The sequence below is a fragment of the Streptomyces pimonensis genome, from assembly GCF_041380215.1.
Taxonomy (GTDB): domain Bacteria; phylum Actinomycetota; class Actinomycetes; order Streptomycetales; family Streptomycetaceae; genus Streptomyces; species Streptomyces pimonensis.
The window spans coordinates 1-25554 of record NZ_JAHWZY010000012.1 but is presented as its reverse complement, the minus strand read 5'-3'; the positions used below and the strand labels follow the sequence as shown (position 1 = coordinate 25554).

Here is a 25554-nt window from a genome sequence, read left to right as displayed (position 1 = left end):
ACTCCTACCTGCCGGTAGATTCGGATCCTCCGGACGATCAACTCTGAAACTTGTTCTAGGTGAGCGTTCCGACGTAATGTCGCGGGACAGTGCAGGGAGAAGGGGGCCCAGAGTGACCGCTGAGGCCAGTCAGGCCGGGCCCTCGCAGGAGCCCGCATCCGACGGCTTGCGACCGCTCCGCATCGCACTCCTCACCTACAAGGGAAACCCGTTCTGCGGCGGGCAGGGCGTCTACGTACGCCACCTCTCCCGCGAACTCGCCCGTCTCGGACACCGCGTCGAGGTCATCGGAGCCCAGCCCTACCCCGTGCTCGACGTCCTCGACGGGGCCCACGCCGGACCGACCCTCACCGAACTGCCCAGCCTCGACCTCTACCGCCAGCCGGACCCCTTCCGCACCCCGAAGCGCGACGAGTACCGGGACTGGGTCGACGCGCTCGAGGTCGGCACCATGTGGACCGGTGGCTTCCCCGAGCCGCTGACGTTCTCCCTGCGCGCCCGCCGCCACCTGCGCGCCCGCCGCGGCGACTTCGACGTCGTCCACGACAACCAGACCCTCGGCTACGGCCTGCTCGGCGACCTCGGCGCCCCCCTGGTGACCACCATCCACCACCCCATCACCGTCGACCGCCGACTGGAACTGGAGGCCGCCAGGAACTGGCGGCGGCGGTACTCGGTGCGCCGCTGGTACGCCTTCACCCGGATGCAGAAGCGGGTGGCGCGCCGCCTGCCGTCCGTGCTCACCGTCTCCGGCAGTTCCCGTCAGGAGATCGTCGACGATCTCGGCGTGCGGCAGGACCGCATCCACGTGGTCCACATCGGCGCCGACACCGACCTGTTCGCGCCCGACCCGTCGGTGCCGGTCGTGCCGGGGCGCATCGTGACCACGTCCAGCGCGGACGTGCCGCTGAAGGGGCTGGTCTTCCTCGTCGAGGCGCTGGCCAAGGTGCGGGCGGACCGGCCCGACGCCCATCTCGTCGTGGTCGGCAAGCGGCCCGTGGAGGGGCCCGTCGCGCAGGCCGTGGAGCGGTACGGTCTCGAGGGCGCCGTCGAGTTCGTCAAGGGCATCTCGGACGCCGAACTGGTCGACCTGGTGCGGTCGGCGCAGGTCGCGTGCGTGCCGTCGCTGTACGAGGGGTTCTCGCTGCCGGCCGCCGAGGCCATGGCCACGGGCACCCCGCTGGTCGCCACGACCGGCGGGGCGATTCCCGAGGTGGCCGGCCGCGACGGGGAGACGTGTCTCGCCGTACCGCCCGGCGACGCGGGGGCGCTGGCCGCCGCGCTGACCCGGCTGCTCGGGGACCCGGAGCTGCGCGCCCGGCTCGGGGCGGCCGGCCGGGAACGGGTGCTGCGGAACTTCACCTGGGCGCGTGCGGCCCAGGGCACGGTGGCCCGCTACCGCGAGGCGATGGCCCGCGCGGGCGCCGCCCGCGCGGAGGAACCGGCTCCGAGCCGCCCGGCCCCGACCGCCGCAGCCGTCCTCCCGGACCCGGGCGCCGTACCCGTGATCACAGCCGACACCTCCGACCGCGAAAGCAGGGCCACGTGCTGACCGTCGACTTCTCCCGGTTCCCGCTCGCCCCGGGCGACCGCGTCCTGGACCTCGGCTGCGGGGCCGGCCGGCACGCCTTCGAGTGCTACCGGCGCGGCGCCCGGGTCGTGGCGCTGGACCGGAACGGCGAGGAGATCCGCGAGGTCGCCAAGTGGTTCGCGGCGATGAAGGAGGCCGGGGAGGCGCCCGCCGGGGCCACCGCCACCGCCATGGAGGGCGACGCCCTCGCCCTGCCCTTCCCCGACGAGTCCTTCGACGTCGTCATCGTCTCCGAGGTGATGGAGCACATCCCGGACGACAAGGGCGTCCTCGCCGAAATGGTGCGCGTGCTCAAGCCCGGCGGCCGGATCGCGGTCACCGTCCCGCGCTACGGCCCCGAGAAGGTGTGCTGGACCCTGTCCGACGCCTATCACGAGGTCGAGGGCGGCCACATCCGCATCTACAAGGCGGAGGAGCTCCTCGCCAAGATCCGCGGGGCCGGCCTCAAGCCGTACGGCACCCACCACGCGCACGCGCTGCACTCACCGTACTGGTGGCTGAAGTGCGCGTTCGGCGTGGACAACGACAAGGCGCTGCCGGTGCGGGCCTACCACAAGCTGCTGGTCTGGGACATCATGAAGAAGCCGCTGGCCACCCGGGTCGCCGAGCAGGCGCTGAACCCGCTGATCGGCAAGAGTTTCGTGGCGTACGCGACCAAGCCGCACCTGCCGCGCGCCGAGGCGGACGCCACGTGACGACCCCCCGGACTCCTCGGACGGAACACCTCGTCCTGCCCGGGGTGCTCACGGCCGGTCAGGCCGCCGCGACCGTCGCCGGCATCCTCGCCGTGCAACGGGAGGACGGGGCGATCCCCTGGTTCCGGGGCCACCACCTCGACCCGTGGGACCACGTGGAGGCCGCGATGGCCCTGGACGCGGCAGGCGAACACGCCGCCGCCGAACGGGCCTACCTGTGGCTGGCCCGGCACCAGTTGGCGGACGGCTCCTGGTACGCGGCCTACGCCGACGGCGACCCGCTCGACGTCACCGACCGGGGCCGGGAGACCAACTTCGTCGCCTATGTCGCGGTCGGGGTGTGGCACCACCACCTCGCCACGGGCGACGACACGTTCCTGGACCGCATGTGGCCGGTGGTGTACGCGGCGGTGGAGTTCGTGCTGCGGCTGCAGCAGCCCGGCGGGCAGATCGGCTGGCGGCGCGACGACGACGGCACGCCCACCGCGGACGCGCTGCTCACCGGCTCCTCCTCCGTCCACCACGCGCTGCGCTGCGCGCTCGCCATCGCCGAGCAGCGCGAGGAGCCGCAGCCGGGCTGGGAGTTGGCGGCGGGCGCGCTGCGGCACGCGATCCGGCACCACCCGGAGCGGTTCCTGGACAAGGACCGCTACTCCATGGACTGGTACTACCCGGTGCTCGGCGGCGCGCTCACCGGCGCGGAGGCCAAGGCCCGCATCGAGGAGGGCTGGGAGCGTTTCGTCGTTCCCGGACTCGGGGTGCGCTGCGTGGTGCCCAACCCGTGGGTGACCGGCGGCGAGTCGGCCGAACTCGCGCTGGCTCTCTGGGCGATGGGCGAGTCCGACCGCGCGCTGGAGGTGCTCCAGTCGATCCGGCACCTGCGCGATCCGGAGACCGGCCTGTACTGGACGGGTTACGTCTTCGACGACGACGCGGTCTGGCCGCGCGAGCTGACCACCTGGACCGCCGGCTCCCTGCTGCTGGCGGTCGCCGCCCTCGGCGGCCACGAGGCCACCTGCGCGGTCTTCGGCGGCGACCGCCTGCCCACGGGACTGGCTCCGGACTGCTGCACGCCCGCTTGATCCGGCCGGCGATGGCGTGGCCGATGGACAGGCGGGCGGCGGCGGGTCCGTAGCCGGCGACCACGCGGGCCCAGGCCTCCTCGAACGGCCGTCGTCCGCACGGCGGGGCCGACCTCGCGCAGTGCGTCGGCCGGGGCGGTGAGCCTGCGGTGCTCGGCGAGCATGCCGTCGAACGAGGAGCCGGGCCTCGGGCAGGTCGCGGGCGGCGGCGTGGAGGGCGTCCTCCTCCGCGACCGCGTGCGGGAGCGGCCCCGCTCCCGTGCCGCGCGGCCGCGTCGGGGGCACCTCACCCATGTGACGACCGAGGCGGAGCGCGGCGCGCACGGCGTCGTCCGCGTCGGCCGGTGACGGGTCCCGCCGTACGACGACGGCCCCCCGCCCGGTGGGCGGGAGGCCGTCGTCGAGGAAGGGCCCGGGTCAGCCGCGCTGGATGCCCGAGGTGTCCTGGAGGACGCCGCGGCGGCCGTCCTGGGTCTGGGCGACGAGGGACGGACCGCGCTGCTCGACCGCCAGGTACCAGGTGCCGGGGGTCAGTTCGGCGATCGGCGTGGGCGAGCCGTCCTCCGGGAACAGCGGCCGGGGCACCGGCACGGCGAACCAGAACGGCGAGAAGTCCCCGGCCGGCGCCGGAGCGGGCTGACCCGCCTGCGGCTGGCCCACCTGCTGCTGGCCCGGGAAGGGCTGCTGCGGCTGACCGGGTCGGCCCGGCTGCGGCTGACCGCCGAACGAGGCCTGCTGCGCACCCGGGTAGCCGTAACCACCGGGCGGCTGCGCGCCGTACGGCTGCGGGGCGGCGGGAGGGGCGGCCGGGAGGAGCGCGCCCTTGAGGGCGGGCACCAGCGGGGTGGCGACGGCGGCGACGGCCATGACCAGCGTGGCGACGAGGGCCAGGATCAGACCGATGCCGGCGTCGGGACCGTCACCGGAACCTCCGAAGTTGTCGGCACCGCCGGCCACGTCGAAGATGTTGCCGAGGGCGCTCCAGGCGGCGAACACCGTGAAGGCGACACCGAACTGGCCGAGGTCGAGCCCCGCGACCTTCGGCGGCTGCGGCAGGCCGCGGGCGAGGACGACGAGCGCGGCGCCGATGAGGCCCGCCAGTACCACTCCGAGCACGACCGGCCCGCTGGTCCACAGGCTGGGGAGGTCGAGGCTGTCGGGTGCGCCGTCGACGGAGTAGAGGTCGAGGAACGACGCGATGAACAGCAACACCGCTGCTCCGATCACCACGCCGTCGCCTCGAGTGAGGGAGCGGATGTTCACTTCAGGTCCTTCGTAGGTCGTCTCGTCGTCGGAAGAGGCGTCGCTGTCACCATGTCGCCCGAAGGTTCCGGTGTGAAGCGCGGGGGCGGCCCCTCATCGTACGGACGACACTATCGTCCGCAGGATCGGGCTGTCCGCCCGGATCAGCGCGCTGATCCCTGCCCGCGCAGGAAGCCCACGATTCCCTCGGAGATCCCTTGCGCCGCTCTCTGCCGCCAGGCGCCACTGGTCAACAGCGCCGCGTCCTTGCTATCGCGCATGTTGCCGCACTCGATGAACACCTTGGGAACCGTTGACAGATTGAGACCGCCCAAGTCCTTACGGGTGACGAGACCGGTGCCTCCGCCGACGTAGTTGGAGGGCGCGCTGCCGGTGACGCGGACGAAGTCGCCCGCGATCCGCGTGCCGAGGTCGCCGGACGGCCCGACGATGGCGCGGGTGTCCGCGGCGCCGGCGTGCACGGAGCCGGGGAGGATCACGTGGAAGCCGCGGTTGCCGGTGCCCGAGCCGTCCGCGTGGATCGAGACGACGGCGTCGGCTTCCGCCTCGTTGCCGATCCGGGCCCGCTCGTCCACGCACGGGCCGAACGGCCGGTCCCCGTCCTGGGTCAGCTTCACGGTGGCGCCCTGCTCCTCGAGGAGCGTACGCATCCGGTGGGCGACGTCGAGGGTGAACTCGGCCTCCGTGTAACCGTCGTTGGTGGACGTGCCGGTGGTGTCGCACTCCTTGCGGTTCGTCCCGATGTCCACCTGGCGGTTGATCTCGGTGGTGTGCTTGAAGTTGCCCGGGTTGTGTCCGGGGTCGATGACGACGACCTTGCCCACGAGGGGGCCGCTCGCGACGGCGGAGGCGTCGGGCTTCTCGTCCTCGGAACCCACGGACGGCGCCGGCGACGACGTACGGGACGAGGCGGAGGAGGAGGCGGCGGAAGCAGCGGCGCTCCCCGGTCCCTCGTCGCCCCCGGACCCGCCCACCGAGGCGTACACCGCCCACCCGAGCAGCGCGCCCGGCACCAGCGCGGCGAGTGCCACGGTCAGGGGCCCGCGCCGGGACCTTCGGGGTCGGGGCGGATCGAAACCGGGACCTGTGTACGACACGCAGCCACCCTAGCGGTGTCAGGCGCCCGTGCCGGTACGGCGCAGCACGCGCAGGGAGCCGGTCGCCGAGACCTCGGTGAACGCGCCGGACGCGAGGGCCCGGAGGTGGACGCGGTACGGGGCCTGGCCGGTGAACTCGTCCACCGGGTCGGGGAAGACGTCGTGGATGACGAGCAGGCCGCCCTCGGCGACGTGCGGGGCCCAGCCCTCGTAGTCGGCGGTGGCGTGCTCGTCGGTGTGGCCGCCGTCGACGAAGACGAGGGCGAGCGGGGAGGCCCAGAGGGCGGCGATCAGGGGGGAGCGGCCGACCAGGGCCACCACGTGGTCCTCCAGGCCCGCCCGGTGCAGGGTGCGGCGGAAGGCGGGGAGGGTGTCCATCAGGCCCAGTTCGGGATCGACCGTCTCCGGGTCGTGGTACTCCCAGCCGGGCTGCTGCTCCTCGCTGCCGCGGTGGTGGTCCACGGTGAGCGCGGTGACACCGGCCGCGCGGGCCGCGTCGGCGAGCAGGATCGTGGAGCGGCCGCAGTAGGTGCCGATCTCCAGGAGCGGCAGCCCGAGACGGCCGGCCTCGGTCGCCGCCGCGTACAGGGCCAGCCCCTCGTCCAGGGGCATGAAGCCCTTCGCCGCCTCGAAGGCGGCCAGGATCCCGGGCCGGGGCGCCGTCGGCATGGGGCTTGCCTCTCCCGAGGACGTAGGTGTGTGCACGGACCCATGCTGCCGTACCCCCTGCCGGACCGGCCGGCGGGGGGTACCGCCGGGTGGCAGGGGTCAGGCGGAGACCGTCTCGCCCGGCAGGGACAGGTCCAGGCCGACCGGGCGTCCGTCGCCCTCGTGGCGGACCGGGGAGTCGAGCGGGGCGTGGCCGGCGGCGCGGGCGGCCAGGACGTACGCGCCCCCGGCGGGGACGGCGAGGGCGTAGCCGCCGTCGTCGGCGGAGACGGTGGCGCCGGCCCGGCGGCCGTGGCGGTCGATCAGGGTGACCTCGGCGCGGGCGACGGGGGCGCCGGCGGTGTCCAGGACCCGTCCGCGGAAGCCGCCCAGGGCCGCCTTTGTACGTTCCGGGTTCGCGTCCTCCGCGCTGCTCGCCCGCAGCCGCGGTCGCTGCTCCGACGGACGCCCGGAGGGCAGGAACAGGGCCAGGACCAGGCCGACGGCCACCGCCGCCGTCGCGATCAGGAAGGAGATCCGGAAGCCGTGCGTGGTCGGAATCTCCACCCCGCCCACGGTGTCCGCCGTGTGCGCCAGCACCATGCCGACGACGGCGCTCGACACCGACGTGCCGATGGACCGCATCAGGGTGTTGAGGCCGTTCGCCGCGCCCGTCTCCGAGGCCGGCACCGCGCCGATGATCAGCGCGGGCAGGGAGGAGTAGGCGAGGCCGATGCCCGCGCCGATGACCACCGAGGTGACGACGGTCTGCCAGGCGGCGTCCATCAGGCCGAGGCCGCCGCCGTAGCCGGCCGCGATGATCAGCAGGCCGAGGATGAGGGTGCTCTTCGGGCCGTACCGGGCGGACAGCCGGGCGTAGACGGGGGCCGTGAACATCATCGTCACGCCCAGCGGGGCCACGCACAGGCCCGCGACGACCATCGACTGGCCGAGGCCGTGGTCGGCGGGGAGCTGGAGCAGCTGGGGGAGGACCAGGGAGACGACGAAGAAGGAGACGCCGACCATGATCGACGCGAGGTTGGTGAGCAGGACCTCGCGGCGGGCGGTGGTGCGCAGGTCCACCAGGGGTGCGGGAACGCGCAGCTCCATCAGGCCCCAGAGGAGGAGGACCACGACCGCCGCGGCGAACAGGGTCAGCGTGGTGCCGGAGGTCCAGCCCCAGCCACTGCCCTTGGAGACGGGGAGCAGGAACAGCACCAGCCCGGCGGACAGGCCCAGCGCGCCCGGCAGGTCGAAGGTGCCCCGCGCGCGTACCGGTGATTCCGGTACGACGGTCAGGGTGAGCGCGATCGCGAGGACGCCGAGGCCGGCGGCGCCGAAGTAGAGGGCGTGCCAGTCGGAGTGCTGGGCGACCAGCGCGGCGGCGGGCAGTGCGAGGCCGCCGCCGACGCCTATGGAGGAGCTCATCAGGGCCATCGCCGAGCCCAGCCGTTCGCGGGGCAGCATGTCGCGCATCAGGCCGATCCCGAGCGGGATGGCGCCCATCGCGAAGCCCTGGAGGGTACGACCGGCGATCATCAGCAGCAGGTCACTGGTGAACGCGCTGACCAGCGCGCCGACCACCATCACCGCGAGGCTGGTGACCAGCATGCGCCGCTTGCCGTAGAGGTCGCCGAGGCGGCCCATGATCGGGGTGGCCACGGCGCCGGACAGCAGGGTCGAGGTCAGGACCCAGGTCGCATCGGCGGGGGCGGCGTCCAGCAGGTGCGGCAGGTCCTTGACGACCGGGACCAGCAGGGTCTGCATCACCGCGACGACGATGCCCGCGAAGGCGAGCACCGGGACCACGGCTTTGCCCGCTCTGCCGGAAGGACGGTCGCTCGTCGTCTGCGTCATGAAGGGTGCCTCCGGGGCCGGCCGTGTGCAAGGTACGTGCAGACCGAACCCCGTACACCGAGGCAACTATTCCGATGCTTTGAGCCGCTAACGAATTCTTGACCGTCCCTTTGTGTTGGCGGGCCTCGGCGTCATTCGATTGAAGCGGCAATCAAGAAGTTTTCTTCATTTCTCGCATGTGAGTCTATTTTGGGGTAAAACGGGCACTCCGGATGACGCGAAAGCGACTGCTGGAATCATTGAGACGAGGGAGACAGTAATGCGCAAATTCGTGGGCACCGTCGCCATCGGCGTTCTGCTCGCCATCGCCCCGGCCGGCGCGGCGTTCGGCCAGACCGCCGAGCAGGCGGCCCAGCCGACCACCGCCACGGTCGTACAGGCGCAGGAAGACAACGACGACGGCAGCAACGCCGGGCTGTGGGGCCTGCTCGGCCTGCTGGGACTGGCCGGTCTCATCCCTCGTAAGACCAAGCACGAGCACCGGGACACCGGCGGCGGCCACCGCATGTGACCGCCGGGCCCGTTCCGACGGAGCCTCCCGCCGCCCCCGGCCGACCGGGGGCAGCGGGAGGTCGTGCTCTTCCCCCGGTGCCGTGAGGGCCGGGGAGGCGGCCCCGGGGTGACACGGGTGGGTGAGGGGGACACCTCCCGCTCATGGGTCCCCCGCTCGAGCGGAGCCGGGGCGGGGAGGCGCTCCGCAGGCACCGGGCCGCGCACCCCGCCCCGTCCAGCCCCGACACCGGTGACGGTGCCGGGAGCCCCTGCCCGTCGACGCGGCCACCGCGCCGACCGCCGTGCTCCCGCACCCGCATGATCGCCTGGTCCCGAAGGGCGTCCTGCTCCACCGCCTCGGCGTCGGCGCGGACTTTCCCGCCGCGCGGCGGGAGCCGCCCACCGGGGAGCCGGGCCAGGCCTCTGAACGGGCCGCCCGCGAGGACCGGCCCCCGCTCCACCCCGCCTCCGCCTCTGTTCGACCGCCTCTCCGGCGACTGGAGCCGTCCCCCTGGATCGAGCGGGGCGGGCCCGCCCGGGTCGCACGCCCCGGACGGGCCTGGGTGCACTGGCCCCGGCGTACTCGTCCCCGGGCGGTGGCACGGACCCTGTCCGCGGTCCGGCCCCGGGAGGCCGGTTCCCTCACGACTGAGCCGGGCCCCGGCCGTCGTCGACGACGGCCGGGGCCCGGCTCGGGTGCGTACCGGTGCCTGATGAAATGTCAGGCAGCCGACTCCGCGTACTCGTTCGCCTGCTCCGGCCTGCGGTGCCGGCCGCGCGGGGACGCTTCCGCGTCCCGCGTGGAGACAGGGCCCCGGTGCCTGCCGTGTCCGGCAGGGGCCTGTCCGCTCTGGGCGGACTGCGGCTCGTTCGTGCTGACGTCGTTCATCGGAAGAAACTCACCCCGTAAACATGATCCTTCTTACAGCCGGGCGAGTGTAACCGGCACACCACCCCCCGAATCCAGGTGGCCACGCCGACCGCCGCTACTTCGTTACAAGCCGTCCCAGAGGCGCCTGCTGCAAGGGGACGGGGCGGGGGGCGACAGGGGGCTCGGGGGTGCCGTGCGCGGGGAGTTCGGCGTGGAAGGGACTCCGGTCGCCGGCCATGTGCCCGGTGCCGGGCTGCAGTCGGCCGTCGGCCACGTGTGCGGTGCGCAGCGGAAGCGGACCGTCGGCGATGCGCACGACATGCGGTGACGACCGGTCGCCGCCGCGCACGGCACAGGGCGGGAGGGGCTCTCCGGCCGCAGGGCCGGCGGCGGTGAATCGGCCTCCGGCCGTGGGTGTGGCGGTGAAGGGGGTGTGGTCCTCATTCGTGGGCCGGGCGGTGGTGGTGAGGGGGCCCACGGTCATGAGGACGGCGTTGGAGGGGGTCTTGTCCCCGGTGGTGGGTGTGGTGGCGAACCGGTTCTGCCCTTCGTTCGTGGGCCGGGCGGTGGTGGTGAGGGGGCCCACGGTCATGAGGACGGCGTTGGAGGGGGTCTTGTCCCCGGTGGTGGGGGTGGCGGCGAACCGGTTCTGCCCTTCGGCCCCAGGCGCGGCAGGGAGAACGAGCCGCCCCTCGGCCATGGGTGCGGCGGCGGCCGGTCTCCGGCCTCCGGCCATGGTCCCCACGGGGGTGGAGAATCCACCGACGGACATGGGGAGGGCCGAGGGCTCGGCGGATGCCCGATGCCCCGGAACCCCCCGGGGATCCACCACCGGACGGACGCCCAGCCCTTCCCGCCGCCGCTCCTGCCAGGGCGCCCTCAGCCCGGCCACCCCGCAGGGCACCGCCCAGGTGGCGTACGGCAGCCGCAGCACCCCGTCCGCGGTCCACAGCCCCGAGCCGGCCAACCACCCCGCGGGCGCCGGAAAGTGGTGCACCTGCCGTTCCGCCGGCCGCCACACCCCGACCCAGCTGCCGAACGCGCCGTCGATGCGCAGCGCCACCGCGCAGCCCTCCGGCGTCAGCATCTGCCCCGGCTGGATCGCGAACGGCGTGACCACGCAGTCCGCCAGCCGCAGGCACTTCGGGAAACGCACCGGCAGCGTGCTGCCCAGCACCCCCCAGCCCAACCGGCCCCGACCGGGCGACGGCGCGTCCGAGCGGATCAGCAGCAGCCCGCTGTCCGGGTCGGCGAGCAGCAGCCGGTCGTCGCTCCCGTCGGCGATCTGCAGCAGCGGGGACATCTCGCCGCCGCGCCCCAGATCCACCACGACCGCCTTGGTGCGCCCGCCGGTCTCCCGGTTCAGCGCCAGCATCCGCCCCTCGCGGTCCAGCCACACCCCGCCCGAACAGCGCCCGGGGACCTCCGCGAGCTGCTCCGGTCCGAACGCGCCGCCTGCCACCAGCCATACCGCCGTGGACCGCCGGCCCACGGCGAGGGCGTACGCCCGCTTCCCGCCCGGCGCGGGCGGCAGCAGCCGCAGCCGGGTGCCCTCCTCCGGACACCCCACCGTGCCCAGCGGCAGTTCACCGGTGCCGGGGCCGGTCGGGTACAGCAGGGAGAAGACGTGCCGTCCGCCGACCGGCCGGTGGATGAGGACCCGTCCGTCGCTCAGGGGCTGCACCTCGGTGCCGGGCTTCTCGGGCTGGTTGCCGGGCAGCGGCACCGCATAGGGCTCGGGGCCGTCCAGGGTCCAGCGCTCCGGGAAGAAGGAGTCGCCGGCGAGGGCGAGGCGTGCGGCGTAGGAGCCGTCGGCGGTGATGGCGCAGCCCGCCCGTCCGGCTTCCTCCTCGTGTCCCGCCGCGGGGTCGATGGCACAGACCGTCATCGTTCGGTCACCTCCGGTGATGAACGTAGGTCGCGCGCGTACGGACGGCGGAGCGGTGGGCCCGCGCTTCACACGTAAGGGTGCTCCAGGAACGATTCGCCTGAGGAAGGAGAGGGGTGTGTGCTCCAGGACGCCGGTACTGACGTGGGGAACAGCCAGGTAGCCTTTCAGATGTGCCCCGTCTGTCTGAAGTCATCGCCGCGCTGGAGAACCTGTGGCCCGCCGAGCGGGCCGAGTCCTGGGACGCGGTCGGCACCGTCGTGGGCGATCCCGACCAGGAGGTCGCGCGGGTCCTGTTCGCCGTCGACCCGGTCCAGGAAGTCGTCGACGAGGCGGTGAAGCGGGGCGCCGACCTGCTGGTCACCCACCACCCGCTCTATCTGCGCGGGACGACCACGGTCGCGGCCTCCACCTTCAAGGGCCGCGTGGTGCACACGCTCATCAGGAACGACATCGCGCTGCACGTCGCCCACACCAACGCCGACACCGCCGACCCGGGAGTCTCCGACGCCCTCGCCGGCGCCCTGGACCTCAGGGTCGTACGGCCCCTCGTGCCGGACGCCACCGATCCCGGGGGCCGCCGGGGACTCGGCCGCGTCTGCGAGCCGGCCCACCCGCTGACCGTCCGCGACCTGGCCGCCCGCGCCGCCGAACGCCTCCCCGTCACCGCGCAGGGCGTCCGCGTCGCCGGCGACCCCGACGCCCTCGTGCGCACGGTCGCCGTCAGCGGCGGCTCCGGCGACAGCCTCTTCGATCACGTACGGGCCGCCGGCGTGGACGCCTTCCTCACCGCGGACCTGCGCCACCACCCGGCCTCCGAGTTCGTCGCGGACCGCGCCCACGGCCCCCTCGCACTGCTCGACGCGGCGCACTGGGCCACCGAGTGGCCCTGGTGCGAGCTGGCCGCAGCCCAGCTCGACGAGATCTCCGACCGCCACGGATGGGGCCTGCGGGTCCACGTCTCGAAGACGGTCACCGACCCCTGGACCGCCCACGCGGCCTCTGCCACCACCGACACATCTGGAGCCCCCAACTGAACGCCGCGCCCGCCGACCAGATCCGACTCCTCGACGTCCAGGACCTCGACGTCCGCCTCCAGCAGCTCGCGCACAAGCGGAGGTCGCTGCCCGAGCACGCCGAGATCGAGTCGCTGAACCGGGACCTCACCCAGCTGCGGGACCTGCTCATCGCCGCGCGGACCGAGGAGAGCGACTGCGCCCGCGAGCAGACCAAGGCCGAGCAGGACGTCGACCAGGTGCGCCAGCGCGCCGCCCGCGACCAGAAGCGCCTCGACTCCGGCGCCGTCTCCTCGCCGAAGGACCTGGAGAACCTCCAGCGCGAGATCGTGTCCCTCGCCAAGCGGCAGGGCGACCTGGAGGACGTCGTCCTGGAGGTCATGGAGCGCCGCGAGTCCGCGCAGGAGCGGGTCGCCGAACTGACCGAGCGGGTCGGCTCCGTGCAGGGGAGGATCGACGACGCCACCGCGCGCCGGGACGCGGCCGTCGAGGAGATCGACGGCGAGGCCGCCTCGGTGACCAAGGAGCGCGAGGTCGTCTCCGCCTCCGTGCCCGCCCCGCTGCTGAGCCTGTACGAGAAGCTGCGCGAGCAGCAGGGCGGCATCGGCGCGGCGAAGCTGTACGCCCGCACCTGCCAGGGCTGCCGCCAGGAGCTCGCCATCACCGAGCTGAACGAGATCCGCTCCGCGGCCCCCGACACGGTGGTGCGCTGTGAGAACTGCCGGCGCATCCTGGTGCGTACGTCCGAGTCGGGGCTGTAGGGGGCGTCGGCGGTGCGGGAGTTCATCGTCGAGGCGGACGGCGGGTCGCGGGGCAACCCGGGACCCGCGGGCTACGGGGCCGTGGTGGGCGACGCGGCGACGGGGGAGACCCTGGTGGAGGCGGCCGAGTACATCGGGGTCGCCACGAACAACGTCGCCGAGTACCGGGGCCTGCTGGCCGGCCTGCGCGCCGCCCACGAGCTGGACCCGGAGGCACGGGTCCACGTCCGGATGGACTCCAAGCTCGTCATCGAGCAGATGACGGGCCGCTGGAAGATCAAGCATCCGGCGATGAGGCCGCTCGCGGCTCAGGCGGCGCTGGTCTTCCCGCCGGAGCGGGTCACCTACGAGTGGATCCCCCGCGCACAGAACAAGCACGCCGACCGGCTGGCCAACGAGGCGATGGACGCGGGCAAGCGGGGCGAGGCGTGGTCGGCGGCGACCTCCCGGGCCGCCCTGGACACCCCACCGGCCCGTCCCGCAGCACCCGGCCCCGCGGGCCCGCCCGGCGACGCGGCGGCGGGCGCGGCCCGCGCCCGGGCGGCACTGGCCTCGGCGACCGGGAGGCCTTCCACCGCCGGGACCGGTACCGGCATCCTTCCCGAGACCGTCGGTGGTGTGGGGACTGCCGGTGGTGCGGGGACCTCTGGCGGTGGGGAGGCCGCCGGTGGTGGGGAGGCCGTCGGTGGTGGGGGGACCCCCGGTGGTGAAGAAACCCCTGGTGGCGAGGAGGCCGTCGGTGGTGTGGGGACCGCTGGTGGTGGGGAGGCCGTCGGTGGTGGGGAGACCGCCGGTGGCGAGGGGACCCCCGGTGGCGAGGAGGCCGCCGCCCTCAAGGCCGACGCCGATGTCCGGGCCGCGCGGGCCGTCGCCACGCCCACCGCCGGCTGGGCGCCCGCCGACCTGGGGCCGCCCGCGACCTTCGTGCTGCTGCGGCACGGTGAGACTCCGCTGACTCCGCAGAAGCGTTTCTCGGGCAGCGGCGGCAGCGACCCCTCCCTCTCCGACGTCGGCCGGGAGCAGGCCGAGAAGGCCGGCGAGTTCCTCGCCCGGCGCGGCACCGTCCAGGCGGTCGTCGCCTCGCCCCTCGCCCGTACCCGTGAGACCGCCGACATCGTCGCCGCCCGGCTCGGTCTCGACGTGACCGTGGAGGACGGGCTGCGCGAGACGGACTTCGGCGCCTGGGAGGGCCTCACCTTCGGCGAGGTCCGCGAACGCCACCCCGACGACCTGAACGCCTGGCTGTCCTCCCCGGACGCCGAACCCACCGGCGGCGGCGAGAGCTTCGCGGCCACCGCGGCCCGGGTCGCCGCCACCCGCGACCGGCTGACCGCCGCGTACCGCGGCCGTACGGTCCTGCTCGTCACCCACGTGACACCGATCAAGACCCTCATACGCCTCGCCCTGGGCGCCCCGCCCGAGGCCCTGTTCCGCATGGAACTGTCGGCGGCCTCCCTCTCCGCCGTGGCGTACTACGCCGACGGCAACGCCAGCGTCCGCCTGTTCAACGACACCTCGCACCTGCGCTGAGCCCCGCCGCCGCGCGGGCCAGCTCCTCGACGCGGTCCCAGTCCCGGGCGGCCACCGCGTCCGCCGGGAGCATCCAGCTCCCGCCCACGCACCCCACGTTGGACAGCGCGAGGTAGTCCGGCGCGGAGTCGGGGCCGATGCCCCCGGTCGGACAGAAGCGGGCCTGCGGCAGCGGACCGGCGAGCGACCTCAGGTACGCCGTGCCGCCCGCCGCCTGCGCCGGGAAGAACTTCATCTCCCGCACCCCCCGCTCAAGCAGCGCCACCACCTCCGAGGCGGTCGACACCCCCGGCAGGAACGGCACCCCGGACGCCCGCATGGCCCCCAGGAGCACGTCCGTCCACCCCGGGCTGACCAGGAAGCGCGCCCCGGCCGCCACCGCCTCGCCCACCTGCACCGGCGTGATCACCGTCCCGGCCCCGACCACGGCCTCGGGCACCTCACCGGCGATCGCCCGGATCGCGTCGAGCGCGGCGGGCGTCCGCAGGGTCACCTCGATCGCGGGCAGCCCGCCGGACGCCAGGGCCCGCGCCAGCGGTACGGCGTCGGTGGCGTCCTCGACGACGACGACGGGCACGACGGGGGCGAGGGCCAGCACGGAGGAGTCCGCGGAGGGCAGGGGAGAGCGCATGACGTCATCCTGCCCACACCGATGCGCACCGCGCAAAGCTCATTGCGGATGCTGCAATCAGTGCACCTCGTCCACCAGCACGTCCAGCGCCCACGCCGCCCCCGCCCCGGTCGGCGCCGCAGCCTCCACCTCGTACCCGAGGTCCCGCAGCGCCTCCACCAGTTCACCGGGGTCCTTCGGTGCGATCCCGGCGGTCAGCAGGCTCCGTACGATCCGCCCCTTGGTCGCCTTGTTGAAGTGGCTGACCACCTTCCGGGTCGGCGCGTGCAGCACCCGCACGGTCGCCGTCCGCGCCGCCACCTCGCCCTTCGGCTTCCAGGCCGCCGCGTACGCCGCCGACCGCAGGTCCAGCACCGGCCCGCCCCCTGCCGCCTCGGGCAGCACCTGTGCCATCGGCGCACGCCAGTGCCGGCTCAGCGCGCCGAGGCCGGGCAGCCTCACGCCCATCGAGAGGCGGTAGGAGGGGATCTCGTCGGTGACCCGCACCGCGCCCCACAGCCCGGAGAAGACCAGCAGGGACGCCGCCGCCCGTCGCCGCGCCGCCGCGTCCAGGGACGCCAGGTCCAGGGCGTCGTACAGCACCCCGGTGTAGATCTCCCCGGCGGGCCGCGTCCCGGAGGTCCGCAGCTCCGCGTTCTTCGCGACCTCGCCCCGCAGCCCCTCGCTCAGCCCGAGCACCTCGCGCGCCTTGTCCTCGTCACCGGTGCACAGGTCCACCAGTTCGGCGAGGGCGGCCTCCCGCGCGGCGGTCAGTCCCGGCAGCGACAGCGACTCGGGCTTCAGCGGGGCGCCGCGGCCGGAAGCGGCCTTGCCTTCGGACGGCGGCAGCAGGACAAGCACACGTACTCCTTCGATCGAGCTCGACGTCAGCGTACGGCGTGCGCCGGCCGGTCCGGTTCGGCGCCGTGGAGGACGGCCGGGCCGAAGCCCGTCCCCGTGAAGCGCCCCGCCGGTTCCAGCGGGAGCACCCCGTGCGGGCGGGGCCGGAAGGACAGCGCGCGGCGCGGGGCGGCGGGGGCCACGGGGTGGTCGCCCACCCACCCGTGCCGGGCCGGCGCCCGCGCCGCCCGTACGCTCCTGCGTGACGATCCGCAGCATGCGGCGGATCACCTCCGCCCGGGCCGGCGGGAAGTCGGCGCAGAAGGCCCGCAGGAGGCCGTCGGCCTCCCCGGCGCCGGTCCCCTCCGGCGCCGGTCCCCTCCGGCACACACACGGCGAGGACGCGGGCGGCCTCCTCCACGCGCGGATCGTCCGGCTCGGCGTCGGCGAGCGCGTCGAGCCTCGCGCTCAGCGCCCGCCCCGCCCACCACCCCGCCGAGCAGCCCCGTCAGCCGCTCCCGCTCCTCCGGCGGCGCCGCGGTCCCGAGGAGCGCGAGCATCTCGCGGTCCTCGACGACCGTGGGGGAGCCGGACAGGTGGGCCGTGTCCCGCGACGCCCGCCGCACCGAGGCCCCGCCCGCGCCCGGTACCATGGTCGGCACGGCAGACGAGCCGGGCGGGCGGCCGCGTGGAGTCCCTCACGGGACTTCCCGAGGAACGTCCGGGCTCCACAGGGCAGGGTGGTGGCTAACGGCCACCCGGGGTGACCCGCGGGACAGTGCCACAGAAAGCAGACCGCCGGGGACCTCGGTCCTCGGTAAGGGTGAAACGGTGGTGTAAGAGACCACCAGCGCCTGAGGTGACTCAGGCGGCTAGGTAAACCCCACCCGGAGCAAGGTCAAGAGGAGACACCTCTTCGCAGGAGGAGGCGTCTCTGCGCGGACGATCGAGGGCTGCCCGCCCGAGTCCGCGGGTGGACCGCACGAGGCCGGCGGCAACGCCGGCCCTAGATGGATGGCCGTCGCCGGCGGGCCCGCGAGGACCCGCCGGAACAGAACCCGGCGTACAGCCCGACTCGTCTGCCGCTCTCCGCGGGCCGTCATCACCGAAACTTCACGATCGACGGCATTCCCCCACCCCGACGGTTCGGCCCCCACGACGGCCGGAGCGTGAAAGGGGTCCGACGCTCGCACAGTTGGCTGAAACCAGGCGGTTCGTGCGAGCGGCGGAGCCGGTGAGATCCCGCAATCGAAGCGATGTGACGTCGCGTCCGTGTGGTTCCTGCCCGTATTCCCGCCCTTCGGCCGGGCTGCTCCGGCGTCGTCCCGCGTACCACAGCGGGACGTACGGGCGACGGGATCACGACGAACTCGTATTGCTGACGATCCGTGCAGCAAGCGGGGCCTCCTCGCACATCTGGGTGATTAGCATGAGCCCTGCGTGGTCGGAAGATCGCCTTCCAGTCGGCTGACCTCCTTCCCGGCCCGCGGCTGCCGTCGTGCCGCCGCTCCTGATTCCCCTGCTCTCACGACCGAGGGACCGCTCCATGCCAGTGCCTGCTTCGCCCAGCCAGCACCAACCGGTGGGGGCGCCGCGCACCTCGTTCGCCGCACGGTCGGCCGTGCTGGTGGCGAGCGCCGCCGCCGGCGGCGCGGCGCTCGCCCTGGCGCCGTCCGGCGCCTCCACGTGGGCCCTGGCCGTGGTGGCGGTCGGCTGGGTGTGCGTGGCCGTCACCATCCTCGTCGACCACCGGCTGGTCCACCGGGCCCGCGGCGCGGCCGCCGAGCGGGAGGCGGAGAACAGCCGTCTCAAGGCGGAGGCGGCCCGGCTGTCGGCCGAGATCTCCCACCTGGCCGGTGTGACGCTGCCCGCCGTGGCCCAGCGGCTGCGGGAGGGCGCGGGCGCGGCCGACGTGCTGGGCAGCGTGCCGCCGCCGTCCGATCCGCAACTGCAGCGGATCACCCACACCTTCGCCGCCACCGTCGAGGAGGACGTGCGGCGGGCGGCCGCCCTGGACGGCGAGTACCGCAGGATGCGGAGCGAGGTGGAGCAGGCGGCGGCCGAGTACGAGCGCTTCGTGAAGGAGACGCTGCCCGCCGCGGTCGCCCGGCTGCGCGAGGGCCGGTCCGCCGACACCGTGCTCGCCGAGACCGACCTGCCCCAGCTGCCGGCGTTGCGCACCCCGGCCGAGACGTTCGTCCGCGAGCTCGCCCACAGCGAGCGGCGTGCCGCCGCGGCGCAGGCCGCCTCCGCCAAGGCGCTCAGCCGCGTCCAGGCCAAGGCCGTGCGGATGCTCGCCGACCTGCGGGAGATGCAGGAGCGGCACGGCGAGGAGGTCTTCGGCGACCTGCTGAAGCTGGACCACAGCACCTCCCAGCTCGGCCTGATGACCGACCGGCTGGCGCTGCTCATGGGCGGCAGGTCCAGCCGCGCCTGGAACAAGCCGATCGTGATGGAGAGCATCCTGCGCGGTGCCGTCGGCCGCATCGCCGCCTACCAGCGGGTGCGCCTGCACTGCTCCACCCGCGCCGCGGTCTCCGGCTTCGCCGCCGAGGGCGTGATGCACCTGCTCGCCGAACTGATGGACAACGCCGCGAACTTCTCCCCGCCCATCGACGAGGTGCACGTATACGTCGAGGACCGCAGTGCCGGCATCGTCGTCACCATCGAGGACAGCGGCCTGAAGATGGCCGACGCGGCGATGCGCCGCGCCGAGGAGGCCGTGGCCGGCCGTGTCACCGACCTCGCCTCGCTGCAGGGCACCCGGCTCGGCCTGGCCGTGGTGGGACGGCTCGCGGCGAAGTACGGCATCAGCGTCAACTACCGCCCCTCCTCCCGTGGCGGCACCGGCGTCGTCGTCCTGCTGCCCCTGGACCTGCTCGCCCAGCAGCGCGACCTGGCCCCGCGCGAGACGGCTTCCCGGCCCGGTGCGACATCCGCCGCGCTCGCGCCCGCCCCGGCCCCGCTGCCCGACACCACCCCCCGCCCCGCGGCACTGCCCCCGGCCACCGGACGCCCCACCGCACGGCCCGAACTGCCCGAACCGGGCCCGCACCGGCGCCCCGACGGCACCACGCCGAACGGCCTGCCGGTCCGGGCCCCCGGCCGCACCATGGCCGAGGCGGAGCGCGAACGCGAACAGCGCCAGTCGGCGTCCGCCCAGGCCGGTGACACGGCGTCGACGCGGCGCCCGGCACGCGACGCGGGCTCGCGGTTCGGCGCCTTCCACCGCGCACGGCAGTCCGGAAACGGCACCGCCGGACCGGCCGCCCGGCCCGGCTCGGAGCCGCCCGCCACTCCGTAGACCCACCCCTTCCCGTACGGGCGTCGGTCCCCTCCCCGTACGGGATCCGGGGCGACGGCGCCCCTTCCCGCTCGAGCTCGTGAGATAGGAGGAACGGGCCGGTGACCGGTCAGCCGGACACCACCGTCCCATCACCCACCATGCAGACCACCGACAACAGCCTCACCTGGCTCCTCCAGGGCCTCTTGGAACAGACCCCCGGAGCACGTCACGCCCTGGTCCTGTCCCGGGACGGCCTGAAGCTCTGCTGGAGCGAGCACCTGACGCTCGACCGGGCCGACCAGCTGTCGGCGATCTGCTCCGGCATCCAGGCCCTCGCCCAAGGGGCCTCCATGGAGTTCGGCGACGGCACCGGCGGCGTCCGGCAGTCGATGACCGAGTTCCACGGCGGCCTGCTGTTCATCGTGGAGGCCGGCGAGGGGGCGCACCTCGCCGTCGTCGCCGGGGAGGACGCCGATCCCGGAGTGATCGGCCACCAGATGACGGAGCTGGTCGAGCAGCTCGGCGAGCACCTGCGGGCCGAACCGCGGGACCAGGCCAGGGGGAGCGGCACGTCGTGATGCGCAAACCCGTCGACACGGGTGATCCGGACCGGCTCTACACCGTCACCGGTGGACGCAGCCGTGCCGACGAGTCCTTCGACCTGGTCACCCTCATCGTCAGCGAGAGCGGGCCGGTGCCGGGGATGCAGTCGGAGCACGCCCGGATCCTGGAACTGTGCCGGCACCCCACCGCCGTCGTCGAGATCGCCGCGGAACTCGGGCTGCCGGTCATGGTGGTGCGGATCCTGCTCGGCGACCTGCTGGACACGGGCCGCATCACCGCCCGCCATCCACGTGCGGCGCCGTCCGTCGCCTCCCTGCCTGATTCCGCCCTACTCCAAGAGGTGCTCCATGGGCTCCGCAACCTCTGAGCCGCCCTCCCACCGCACACCGTTGAACGACGCCGCGGAGACCGGTCTGAAGATCGTCGTCGTGGGCGGGTTCGGCGTCGGCAAGACGACCCTGGTCCGCTCCGTGAGCGAGATCCGGCCACTCAACACCGAGGAGGTGATGACCCAGGCCGGCGTGGGCGTCGACGAGACCGGTGCGGTGACGTCGAAGACCACCACGACGGTCGCGTTCGACTTCGGGCGGATCAGCCTCAACGACCGCATGGTGCTGTACCTGTTCGGAGCGCCCGGCCAGGAGCGCTTCTGGTTCCTGTGGGACAGGCTGTTCTCGGGAACGCTGGGCGCCGTGGTCCTCGTGGACACGCGCCGGATGGACGACTCCTGGTACGCGATCGACCGGCTGGAGCACCACCGCACGCCCTTCGTGGTGGCCGTGAACCGGTTCGACGAGGACACCGACCGGTACTCCCTGGACGAGATCCGCCAGGCGCTCGCCCTGCCTGCCCACGTGCCGATGGTCGACTGCGACGCACGGGTCCGGCACTCCGGCAAGAACGTGCTGATCACCCTCGTGAACCACCTCCACGACATGGCCATCGCCGAGGAGGCGACACTGTGACCGACCCAGGCGTCCCCTACGCGCACCCGGAGCCCTCGGAGCCCTCGGAGCCCTCGGAGCCCCCGGCGCCCCCGGGGTGCCCCGCCCACTCGGGTGCGGTGCGCCTGACGGGTCTCGAGTACCAGCAGACGCCGTCGCAGCTCTACCGCGCGCTGCGCCGGGAGCACGGTCCCGTCGCGCCCGTGCTGCTCGACGGCGGCATCCCCGCCTGGCTGGTGCTGGGCTACTCCGAGGTCACGTACGTGACCAGCCACGACGAGTTGTTCGCACGGGACTCGCGGCGCTGGAACCAGTGGGAGAACATCCCGCCGGACTGGCCGCTGCTGCCCTTCGTCGGGTACCAGCCGTCGGTGCTGTTCACCGAGGGCGAGGAGCACCGGCGGCGGTCCGGGGTGATCACCGAGGCGCTGGAGGGGATCGACCAGTTCGAGCTGTCCCACGACTGTCTGCTGATCGCCGACGAACTCATCGCCCGGTTCGCCGGCAGCGGCCAGGCGGAGCTGATGGCCGACTACGCGCACGCCCTGCCGATGCGCACCGTGGTGCAGCTGTGCGGGATGCCGACCTCGGGCGAGGACACCCTCCGGCTCGTCGACGACCTGCAGATCTCCCTGGACGCGGGGGAGGGCGACGACCCGGTGGCGGCGTACGGGCGCGTCGGTGAGCGGCTGCGGCAGCTGGTGAAGGACAAGCGGGCCGCCCCCGGCCCGGACGTCACCTCGCGCATGCTGACGCACCCGGCCGGTCTGACGGACGAGGAGGTCGTCCAGGACCTGATCTCCGTGATCGCGGCGGCGCAGCAGCCGACGGCGAACTGGATCTGCAACACGCTGCGCCTGCTGCTGACGGACGAGCGGTTCGCCGTGAACGTGTCGGGCGGCCGGCTCAGCGTGGGCGAGGCGCTCAACGAGGTGCTGTGGCTGGACACGCCGACGCAGAACTTCATCGGGCGGTGGGCGGTACGGGACGTCCAGCTGGGCGGCCGGCAGATCCGGGCCGGCGACTGCCTGGTGCTGGGGCTGGCCGCGGCCAACACCGATCCGCAGATCTGGCCGGAGGGGCACGTGGGCGCGGAGAACGCCGCGCACCTGTCGTTCAGCAACGGTGAGCACCAATGCCCGTACCCGGCGCCGCTGCTGGCGGACGTGATGGCGCGGACGGCGGTCGAGACGCTGCTGGAGCGGCTGCCCGACCTGGTGCTGGCCGTGGAGCCGGAGGAACTGACCTGGCGGCCGTCGATCTGGATGCGGGGACTGTCGTCGCTTCCGGTGCGGTTCACGCCGGTGGTGCAGTAGCGAGCTCCTCCGGGTCCCCGGCGGGGCCCGGACCACGGCGCTGACCTGCGTGCGGGCCGGGGACCGGGAAGGTGCGGCCGGTGCGGGCCGGTCGGCCCGGGGCCGGCCCGGCCGGGAACGGGTCCGTACGGACCGCGCCCGTACGGACCGCTCGCAGGGGCGTGGGGCTCAGTCCCTCACGGGGGAGAACCGCACCGGCAGGCTCTGCGGTCCGCGGGTGAACACGCCCAGCTCGGCCGGCTCGAACCCGTCGGCGAGACGCACGTCCGGCATGGCGTCGAGGAGCTGGCCGACGCCGATCTCCACCTCCGCCTTGGCCAGCAGCGCGCCGACGCAGAAGTGCCGGCCGAGCGCGAACGCGAGGTGGTCGGCGGCGGCGGAGAAGGCGGTCGTGGTGGTGAGGTCGTCGCGGAAGACGTCGAAGCGGTCGGGATCGCGGTAGCGGCTCTCGTCGCGGTTGGCGGCGCCTATCAGACAGGTGACGGTGGCGCCCGCGGGCACGGTGCCGCCGCTGAGCTCCACCTCCGTCGCCGACTGCCGCATGATCATGTGGACGGGCGGGGTGAACCGCAGGGTCTCGGCCAGGGCGCGCGGGATCAGCGAGCGGTCCGCGCGGACGGCGGCGAGCTGGTCGGGGTGGAGCAGCAGGTTGGCGAAGATGCCGGCGATGGCCTTGTCGGTGGTCTCGCCCCCCGCGGCGAGCAGCAGGCTGCAGAACGCCTTGACGTCCTCGTCGCTCATCCGCACCCCGTCGACCTCGGCGGCGCACAGCACGGACAGCAGGTCGTCGCCCGGGTTCTCGCGGCGCTCCCGGATGATCGGCAGCATGTACTCGGCGAACTCCACCCGGGTCCGCTCTCCGGCCGCCGTCACCTCGGGGTCGCCCGACAGGTTCCCGAGGAAGGCGATGACGGCCGTGTACCAGCGGTGGAAACGGGGGTGGTCGGCCTTGTCCAGGCCCAGCATGTCGGCGATGACGTTGACCGGGAAGCGGGTGGCGTAGTCGGCGACCAGGTCGGCGGAGCCGGTGTGCCGGAAACCGTCGATCAGCTCGCGGGAGTTGCGCTCGATGACCGGCAGGAACTTCCGCTCCAGGTCGCTGCCCCGGAAGGCGGGCGCGACGAGGGCCCGGCGCACGGCGTGCTCCCGCCCGCTGAGCTGCAGGATCGTTTTGCCGTGCACGGGCTCGAGCTGCCAGGCGTAGTTGTCGGTGGTGAACTCGCCGGCCTTGTCCTTGAAGACGCGCTCGACGTCCTCGTAGCGCGAGACGATGTAGCTCTTCGTCGCCTCGTGCCAGATGAGGGGCGCGGCCTCCCGCATCACCCGGTAGGCGGGATAGGGGTCGGCCGCGAACTCGGGCGAGAGGATGTCGGGCACCTGCTGGGCGGTGGACATGGAGCTCCCTGCGATCGTGACTTCGTGTACCGCACAAGGTTATTGATCAACTATCAGTTGCGACAGGGCACCCGGGTGACGGTTGCGCCGGGAGCGACATCGGCCGAAAACCGCCCCTCGGCGTCCGTGCCACCGCCCTCGGGGACATTCACGCTGCCGGGCGTCGCTCTCTTTGACGGCTGGGGAACCGGCGCCCCGGGACGGGCGTCCACTGATGCACGAGATCGCTGGTGGACGCGGGGGAGTTCACGATGACCGGCACGGCCACCCGTTACCTCCACCTTGCCCGGCACGGCGAGGCGTCACCGGACGAGAGCGGGCTGACGGAGGCCGGCCGACGGCAGGCCTCCCTGCTCGGCCGACGCCTCCGGAACGTCCCCCTCGCCGCCGTTCACCACGGTCCCCTGCCGCGGGCGGCGCAGACCGCACGCCTGATCGGCGCCCAGCTGGAGAACGTCCCCCTCCACCTCTCGGACGTCGCCGGCGACTACGTGCCCTACCTGCCGGAGAAGGGCGAGCTACCGGCCGAATCGGCGGACCTCTACGTCCGCTTCCTCATCGGCGTGACCGACGAGGACCGGAAGAACGGAGCCGTGCAGGCCCGCCGGGCGCTGGACCTGTTCACCGGGCCGGTGGAGGGGGAGCAGGACCGGCACGAACTCGTCGTCGCCCACAACTTCCTGGTCGCCTGGCTGGTCCGGGACGCCATGCACGCGCCGAAGTGGCGTTGGCTCGGCCTCGACCACGGTAACGCGGCGCTCACCGTCATCCGCTACGCCCCCGGCCGACCCGCCGCTCTCCTCGTCTCCAACGACATGCGGCACCTGCCCGCCGAGCTGCGCTGGACGGGCTTCGCCTCGGAGCTGCACGTCTGACGAGGTGCGGACGTCGGTGAGCCGTCGCCCGGGGCTCCGTGAGGAACCCCGGGAACAGGACTCGGCGTACAGCCCGACTCGTCTGCCGCTCAGCTCGCGAGCAGGTCGTCCCCCGACGGCCAGATGCGCAGGGCCAGGGAAGCGAGGTAACTCCCGAGCGAGCGGATGCGGTTCTCGTCCCAGCCGTCGGCCCGGTCACCGACGTCGACGGTGGGCGGGGGATTGAGCAGGGTTCCGTGGGTGAGCCGCAGGAGGCTGTGCTTGCCGAGCCACTGCCGTTCGTCCTGCCAGGCCATGTTGCCCAGCGCCGGATTCAGGCGAGCCGTGACCAGGGTCAGGTTGCCCAGCGTGTGCACCAGCTCGTCGCGGTCGGCGCCCTCGAGGGGGTCGTCGTCGAGCGGGGGCCAGTGGTTGCGCCGGCTCTGGGGCATGACGTGCTCGATCGTCAGTTTCGTGCCGACGTGTTCTCCGACCGGGGCGGTGAGTTGTTCGGTGTGGTCGGTGCGCAGCTCGTCCTCCGATGCCTCCAGGAGAACGCGGACCGAGGCCGGCTGGGAGCCCGGTGATACTCCGCCTCCGGGCGAAGTCGAGAGCTGATCAGGCGCCCGGCGCACACGAGAACCCTGCCGTCTGAAAGGATCCGGCAGGGCTCCCACGACCGTACAAGTGTCAGACGTCCCGCTCCGAGGAGGCCAGCCCGACGAACCCCGTCCAGGCGTCACGCGACACCGTGACGACGGGTCCGGCGGCGGCCTTGGAGTCCCGGACGTGCACACCTGCCGTACCGTTCGCGACCTCCACGCATTCGCCGCCCTCGGTTCCGCTGTAGCTGCTCTTGAACCAGGCGAGGCCGGAGGCGACGGTCGAGGACTCAGCGCTCTTCATAGCGATCCCAGCAACCTTTCGATGAACTCCGTTGACTCTCGCGGACTG

General features: G+C 73.5%; 24 protein-coding genes, 1 other RNA gene and 1 pseudogene. 15 read left to right on the top strand and 11 right to left on the bottom strand.

Annotated elements, in window-relative coordinates; all coding sequences use genetic code 11:
* Positions 1 to 112: 112 nt before the first annotated feature.
* The 4 genes from KYY02_RS14125 (at position 113) to KYY02_RS14110 (ending at position 3716) form a co-directional block, all read left to right on the top strand.
* Complete coding sequence (locus KYY02_RS14125; RefSeq protein ID WP_371238277.1) at positions 113 to 1552, top strand: glycosyltransferase family 4 protein; 1440 nt, start codon at positions 113 to 115, stop codon at positions 1550 to 1552.
* Positions 1546 to 2286 carry a class I SAM-dependent methyltransferase gene (locus KYY02_RS14120; RefSeq protein ID WP_371238276.1) on the top strand — a complete coding sequence of 247 codons (741 nt, stop codon included), beginning with the start codon at positions 1546 to 1548 and terminating at the stop codon, positions 2284 to 2286. Before KYY02_RS14125 ends, KYY02_RS14120 begins: the two co-directional genes overlap by 7 nt.
* Positions 2283 to 3368 carry a prenyltransferase gene (locus tag KYY02_RS14115; protein ID WP_371238275.1) on the top strand — a complete coding sequence of 362 codons (1086 nt, stop codon included), beginning with the start codon at positions 2283 to 2285 and terminating at the stop codon, positions 3366 to 3368. Before KYY02_RS14120 ends, KYY02_RS14115 begins: the two co-directional genes overlap by 4 nt.
* Before the next feature lie 162 nt (positions 3369 to 3530).
* Positions 3531 to 3716, top strand: a complete 186-nt coding sequence (locus KYY02_RS14110; protein ID WP_371238274.1) for a hypothetical protein — start codon at positions 3531 to 3533, stop codon at positions 3714 to 3716.
* Positions 3717 to 3785: 69 nt separating this feature from the next.
* On the opposite strand, the gene KYY02_RS14105 is transcribed toward KYY02_RS14110, so the two are convergent.
* From KYY02_RS14105 to KYY02_RS14090, 4 genes are all read right to left on the bottom strand, one after another.
* Positions 3786 to 4631: a DUF5336 domain-containing protein gene (locus tag KYY02_RS14105; protein WP_371238273.1), complete on the bottom strand. Its 846-nt coding sequence runs from the start codon at positions 4629 to 4631 to the stop codon at positions 3786 to 3788.
* Between the two features lie 143 nt (positions 4632 to 4774).
* Complete coding sequence (locus KYY02_RS14100) at positions 4775 to 5728, bottom strand: N-acetylmuramoyl-L-alanine amidase (protein WP_371238272.1); 954 nt, start codon at positions 5726 to 5728, stop codon at positions 4775 to 4777.
* A gap of 18 nt (positions 5729 to 5746) precedes the next feature.
* Positions 5747 to 6397, bottom strand: coding sequence for a class I SAM-dependent methyltransferase (locus KYY02_RS14095; protein ID WP_371238271.1), 651 nt, complete (start codon positions 6395 to 6397; stop codon positions 5747 to 5749).
* A gap of 99 nt (positions 6398 to 6496) precedes the next feature.
* Complete coding sequence (locus tag KYY02_RS14090; protein WP_371238270.1) at positions 6497 to 8233, bottom strand: MFS transporter; 1737 nt, start codon at positions 8231 to 8233, stop codon at positions 6497 to 6499.
* A 259-nt stretch (positions 8234 to 8492) separates the two neighbouring features.
* Here KYY02_RS14090 and KYY02_RS14085 point away from each other — a divergent pair, with 259 nt between their 5' ends.
* Positions 8493 to 8744: a WGxxGxxG family protein gene (locus KYY02_RS14085; protein WP_371238269.1), complete on the top strand. Its 252-nt coding sequence runs from the start codon at positions 8493 to 8495 to the stop codon at positions 8742 to 8744.
* A gap of 1702 nt (positions 8745 to 10446) precedes the next feature.
* On the opposite strand, the pseudogene KYY02_RS14080 reads toward KYY02_RS14085, so the two are convergent.
* Positions 10447 to 11484: pseudogene (locus tag KYY02_RS14080) on the bottom strand (hypothetical protein); the annotation flags it as partial.
* 173 nt (positions 11485 to 11657) lie between these two features.
* Between KYY02_RS14080 and KYY02_RS14075 the strand changes: the two are divergent.
* The 3 genes from KYY02_RS14075 to KYY02_RS14065 are packed head-to-tail and all read left to right on the top strand — an operon-like array spanning position 11658 to position 14791.
* Positions 11658 to 12521: a Nif3-like dinuclear metal center hexameric protein gene (locus KYY02_RS14075; protein WP_371238268.1), complete on the top strand. Its 864-nt coding sequence runs from the start codon at positions 11658 to 11660 to the stop codon at positions 12519 to 12521.
* Complete coding sequence (locus KYY02_RS14070; protein ID WP_371238426.1) at positions 12518 to 13261, top strand: zinc ribbon domain-containing protein; 744 nt, start codon at positions 12518 to 12520, stop codon at positions 13259 to 13261. Before KYY02_RS14075 ends, KYY02_RS14070 begins: the two co-directional genes overlap by 4 nt.
* 12 nt (positions 13262 to 13273) lie before the next feature.
* On the top strand, positions 13274 to 14791 hold the full coding sequence (locus KYY02_RS14065; protein WP_371238267.1) for a bifunctional RNase H/acid phosphatase: 1518 nt from the start codon (positions 13274 to 13276) through the stop codon (positions 14789 to 14791).
* Here the strand turns inward: KYY02_RS14065 and eda are convergent.
* Genes eda through KYY02_RS14050 form a run of 3 tightly spaced genes read right to left on the bottom strand, consistent with a single transcriptional unit; the run spans position 14766 to position 16459 of the window.
* On the bottom strand, positions 14766 to 15422 hold the full coding sequence (eda, locus tag KYY02_RS14060) for a bifunctional 4-hydroxy-2-oxoglutarate aldolase/2-dehydro-3-deoxy-phosphogluconate aldolase (protein ID WP_371238266.1): 657 nt from the start codon (positions 15420 to 15422) through the stop codon (positions 14766 to 14768). The two genes, KYY02_RS14065 and eda, sit on opposite strands and share 26 nt — an antisense overlap.
* Positions 15423 to 15479: 57 nt before the next feature.
* Positions 15480 to 16262 (bottom strand): peroxide stress protein YaaA, encoded by a 783-nt coding sequence (yaaA, locus tag KYY02_RS14055; protein ID WP_371238265.1) that lies wholly within the window; start codon positions 16260 to 16262, stop codon positions 15480 to 15482.
* A 26-nt stretch (positions 16263 to 16288) separates the two neighbouring features.
* Positions 16289 to 16459, bottom strand: a complete 171-nt coding sequence (locus tag KYY02_RS14050) for a hypothetical protein (protein WP_371238264.1) — start codon at positions 16457 to 16459, stop codon at positions 16289 to 16291.
* A 450-nt stretch (positions 16460 to 16909) separates the two neighbouring features.
* Here KYY02_RS14050 and rnpB point away from each other — a divergent pair.
* The 6 genes from rnpB (at position 16910) to KYY02_RS14020 (ending at position 22351) form a co-directional block, all read left to right on the top strand.
* Positions 16910 to 17323: RNase P RNA component class A (gene rnpB / locus KYY02_RS14045), an RNA gene on the top strand.
* Positions 17324 to 17787: 464 nt separating this feature from the next.
* A complete protein-coding gene (locus KYY02_RS14040) occupies positions 17788 to 19545 on the top strand; it encodes a sensor histidine kinase (RefSeq protein ID WP_371238263.1) in 1758 nt (585 codons plus the stop codon).
* Positions 19546 to 19685: 140 nt separating this feature from the next.
* Positions 19686 to 20105 carry a roadblock/LC7 domain-containing protein gene (locus KYY02_RS14035; protein ID WP_371238425.1) on the top strand — a complete coding sequence of 140 codons (420 nt, stop codon included), beginning with the start codon at positions 19686 to 19688 and terminating at the stop codon, positions 20103 to 20105.
* Entirely contained in the window at positions 20102 to 20458 is a 357-nt protein-coding gene (locus KYY02_RS14030) for a DUF742 domain-containing protein (RefSeq protein WP_217145136.1), read from the top strand. Before KYY02_RS14035 ends, KYY02_RS14030 begins: the two co-directional genes overlap by 4 nt.
* Positions 20439 to 21056: a GTP-binding protein gene (locus KYY02_RS14025; protein WP_371238262.1), complete on the top strand. Its 618-nt coding sequence runs from the start codon at positions 20439 to 20441 to the stop codon at positions 21054 to 21056. Before KYY02_RS14030 ends, KYY02_RS14025 begins: the two co-directional genes overlap by 20 nt.
* Positions 21053 to 22351, top strand: coding sequence for a cytochrome P450 (locus tag KYY02_RS14020; protein ID WP_371238261.1), 1299 nt, complete (start codon positions 21053 to 21055; stop codon positions 22349 to 22351). The genes KYY02_RS14025 and KYY02_RS14020 overlap by 4 nt, the downstream gene beginning before the upstream one ends.
* 168 nt (positions 22352 to 22519) lie before the next feature.
* Here KYY02_RS14020 and KYY02_RS14015 read toward each other — a convergent pair whose 3' ends face one another.
* Positions 22520 to 23746: a cytochrome P450 gene (locus KYY02_RS14015; protein WP_371238260.1), complete on the bottom strand. Its 1227-nt coding sequence runs from the start codon at positions 23744 to 23746 to the stop codon at positions 22520 to 22522.
* A 251-nt stretch (positions 23747 to 23997) separates the two neighbouring features.
* On the opposite strand from KYY02_RS14015, the gene KYY02_RS14010 reads away from it, so the two are divergent.
* Positions 23998 to 24621, top strand: a complete 624-nt coding sequence (locus tag KYY02_RS14010; protein ID WP_371238259.1) for a histidine phosphatase family protein — start codon at positions 23998 to 24000, stop codon at positions 24619 to 24621.
* Positions 24622 to 24710: 89 nt separating this feature from the next.
* On the opposite strand, the gene KYY02_RS14005 is transcribed toward KYY02_RS14010, so the two are convergent.
* Positions 24711 to 25235: an HNH endonuclease family protein gene (locus KYY02_RS14005; protein ID WP_371238258.1), complete on the bottom strand. Its 525-nt coding sequence runs from the start codon at positions 25233 to 25235 to the stop codon at positions 24711 to 24713.
* Positions 25236 to 25290: 55 nt separating this feature from the next.
* On the bottom strand, positions 25291 to 25506 hold the full coding sequence (locus tag KYY02_RS14000; protein ID WP_371238257.1) for a DUF397 domain-containing protein: 216 nt from the start codon (positions 25504 to 25506) through the stop codon (positions 25291 to 25293).
* Positions 25507 to 25554: the final 48 nt, after the last annotated feature.

Bases quoted from the DNA above. Each gene is read 5' to 3' on its own strand.
- eda (WP_371238266.1), bottom strand. From the start codon at position 15,422: ATGCGCTCTCCCCTGCCCTCCGCGGACTCCTCCGTGCTGGCCCTCGCC.
- KYY02_RS14110 (WP_371238274.1), top strand. From the start codon at position 3,531: ATGCCGTCGAACGAGGAGCCGGGCCTCGGGCAGGTCGCGGGCGGCGGC.
- KYY02_RS14085 (WP_371238269.1), top strand. From the start codon at position 8,493: ATGCGCAAATTCGTGGGCACCGTCGCCATCGGCGTTCTGCTCGCCATC.
- KYY02_RS14015 (WP_371238260.1), bottom strand. From the start codon at position 23,746: ATGTCCACCGCCCAGCAGGTGCCCGACATCCTCTCGCCCGAGTTCGCG.
- KYY02_RS14035 (WP_371238425.1), top strand. From the start codon at position 19,686: ATGCAGACCACCGACAACAGCCTCACCTGGCTCCTCCAGGGCCTCTTG.
- KYY02_RS14010 (WP_371238259.1), top strand. From the start codon at position 23,998: ATGACCGGCACGGCCACCCGTTACCTCCACCTTGCCCGGCACGGCGAG.
- KYY02_RS14025 (WP_371238262.1), top strand. From the start codon at position 20,439: ATGGGCTCCGCAACCTCTGAGCCGCCCTCCCACCGCACACCGTTGAAC.
- KYY02_RS14090 (WP_371238270.1), bottom strand. From the start codon at position 8,233: ATGACGCAGACGACGAGCGACCGTCCTTCCGGCAGAGCGGGCAAAGCC.
- KYY02_RS14000 (WP_371238257.1), bottom strand. From the start codon at position 25,506: ATGAAGAGCGCTGAGTCCTCGACCGTCGCCTCCGGCCTCGCCTGGTTC.
- KYY02_RS14095 (WP_371238271.1), bottom strand. From the start codon at position 6,397: ATGCCGACGGCGCCCCGGCCCGGGATCCTGGCCGCCTTCGAGGCGGCG.
- KYY02_RS14040 (WP_371238263.1), top strand. From the start codon at position 17,788: ATGCCAGTGCCTGCTTCGCCCAGCCAGCACCAACCGGTGGGGGCGCCG.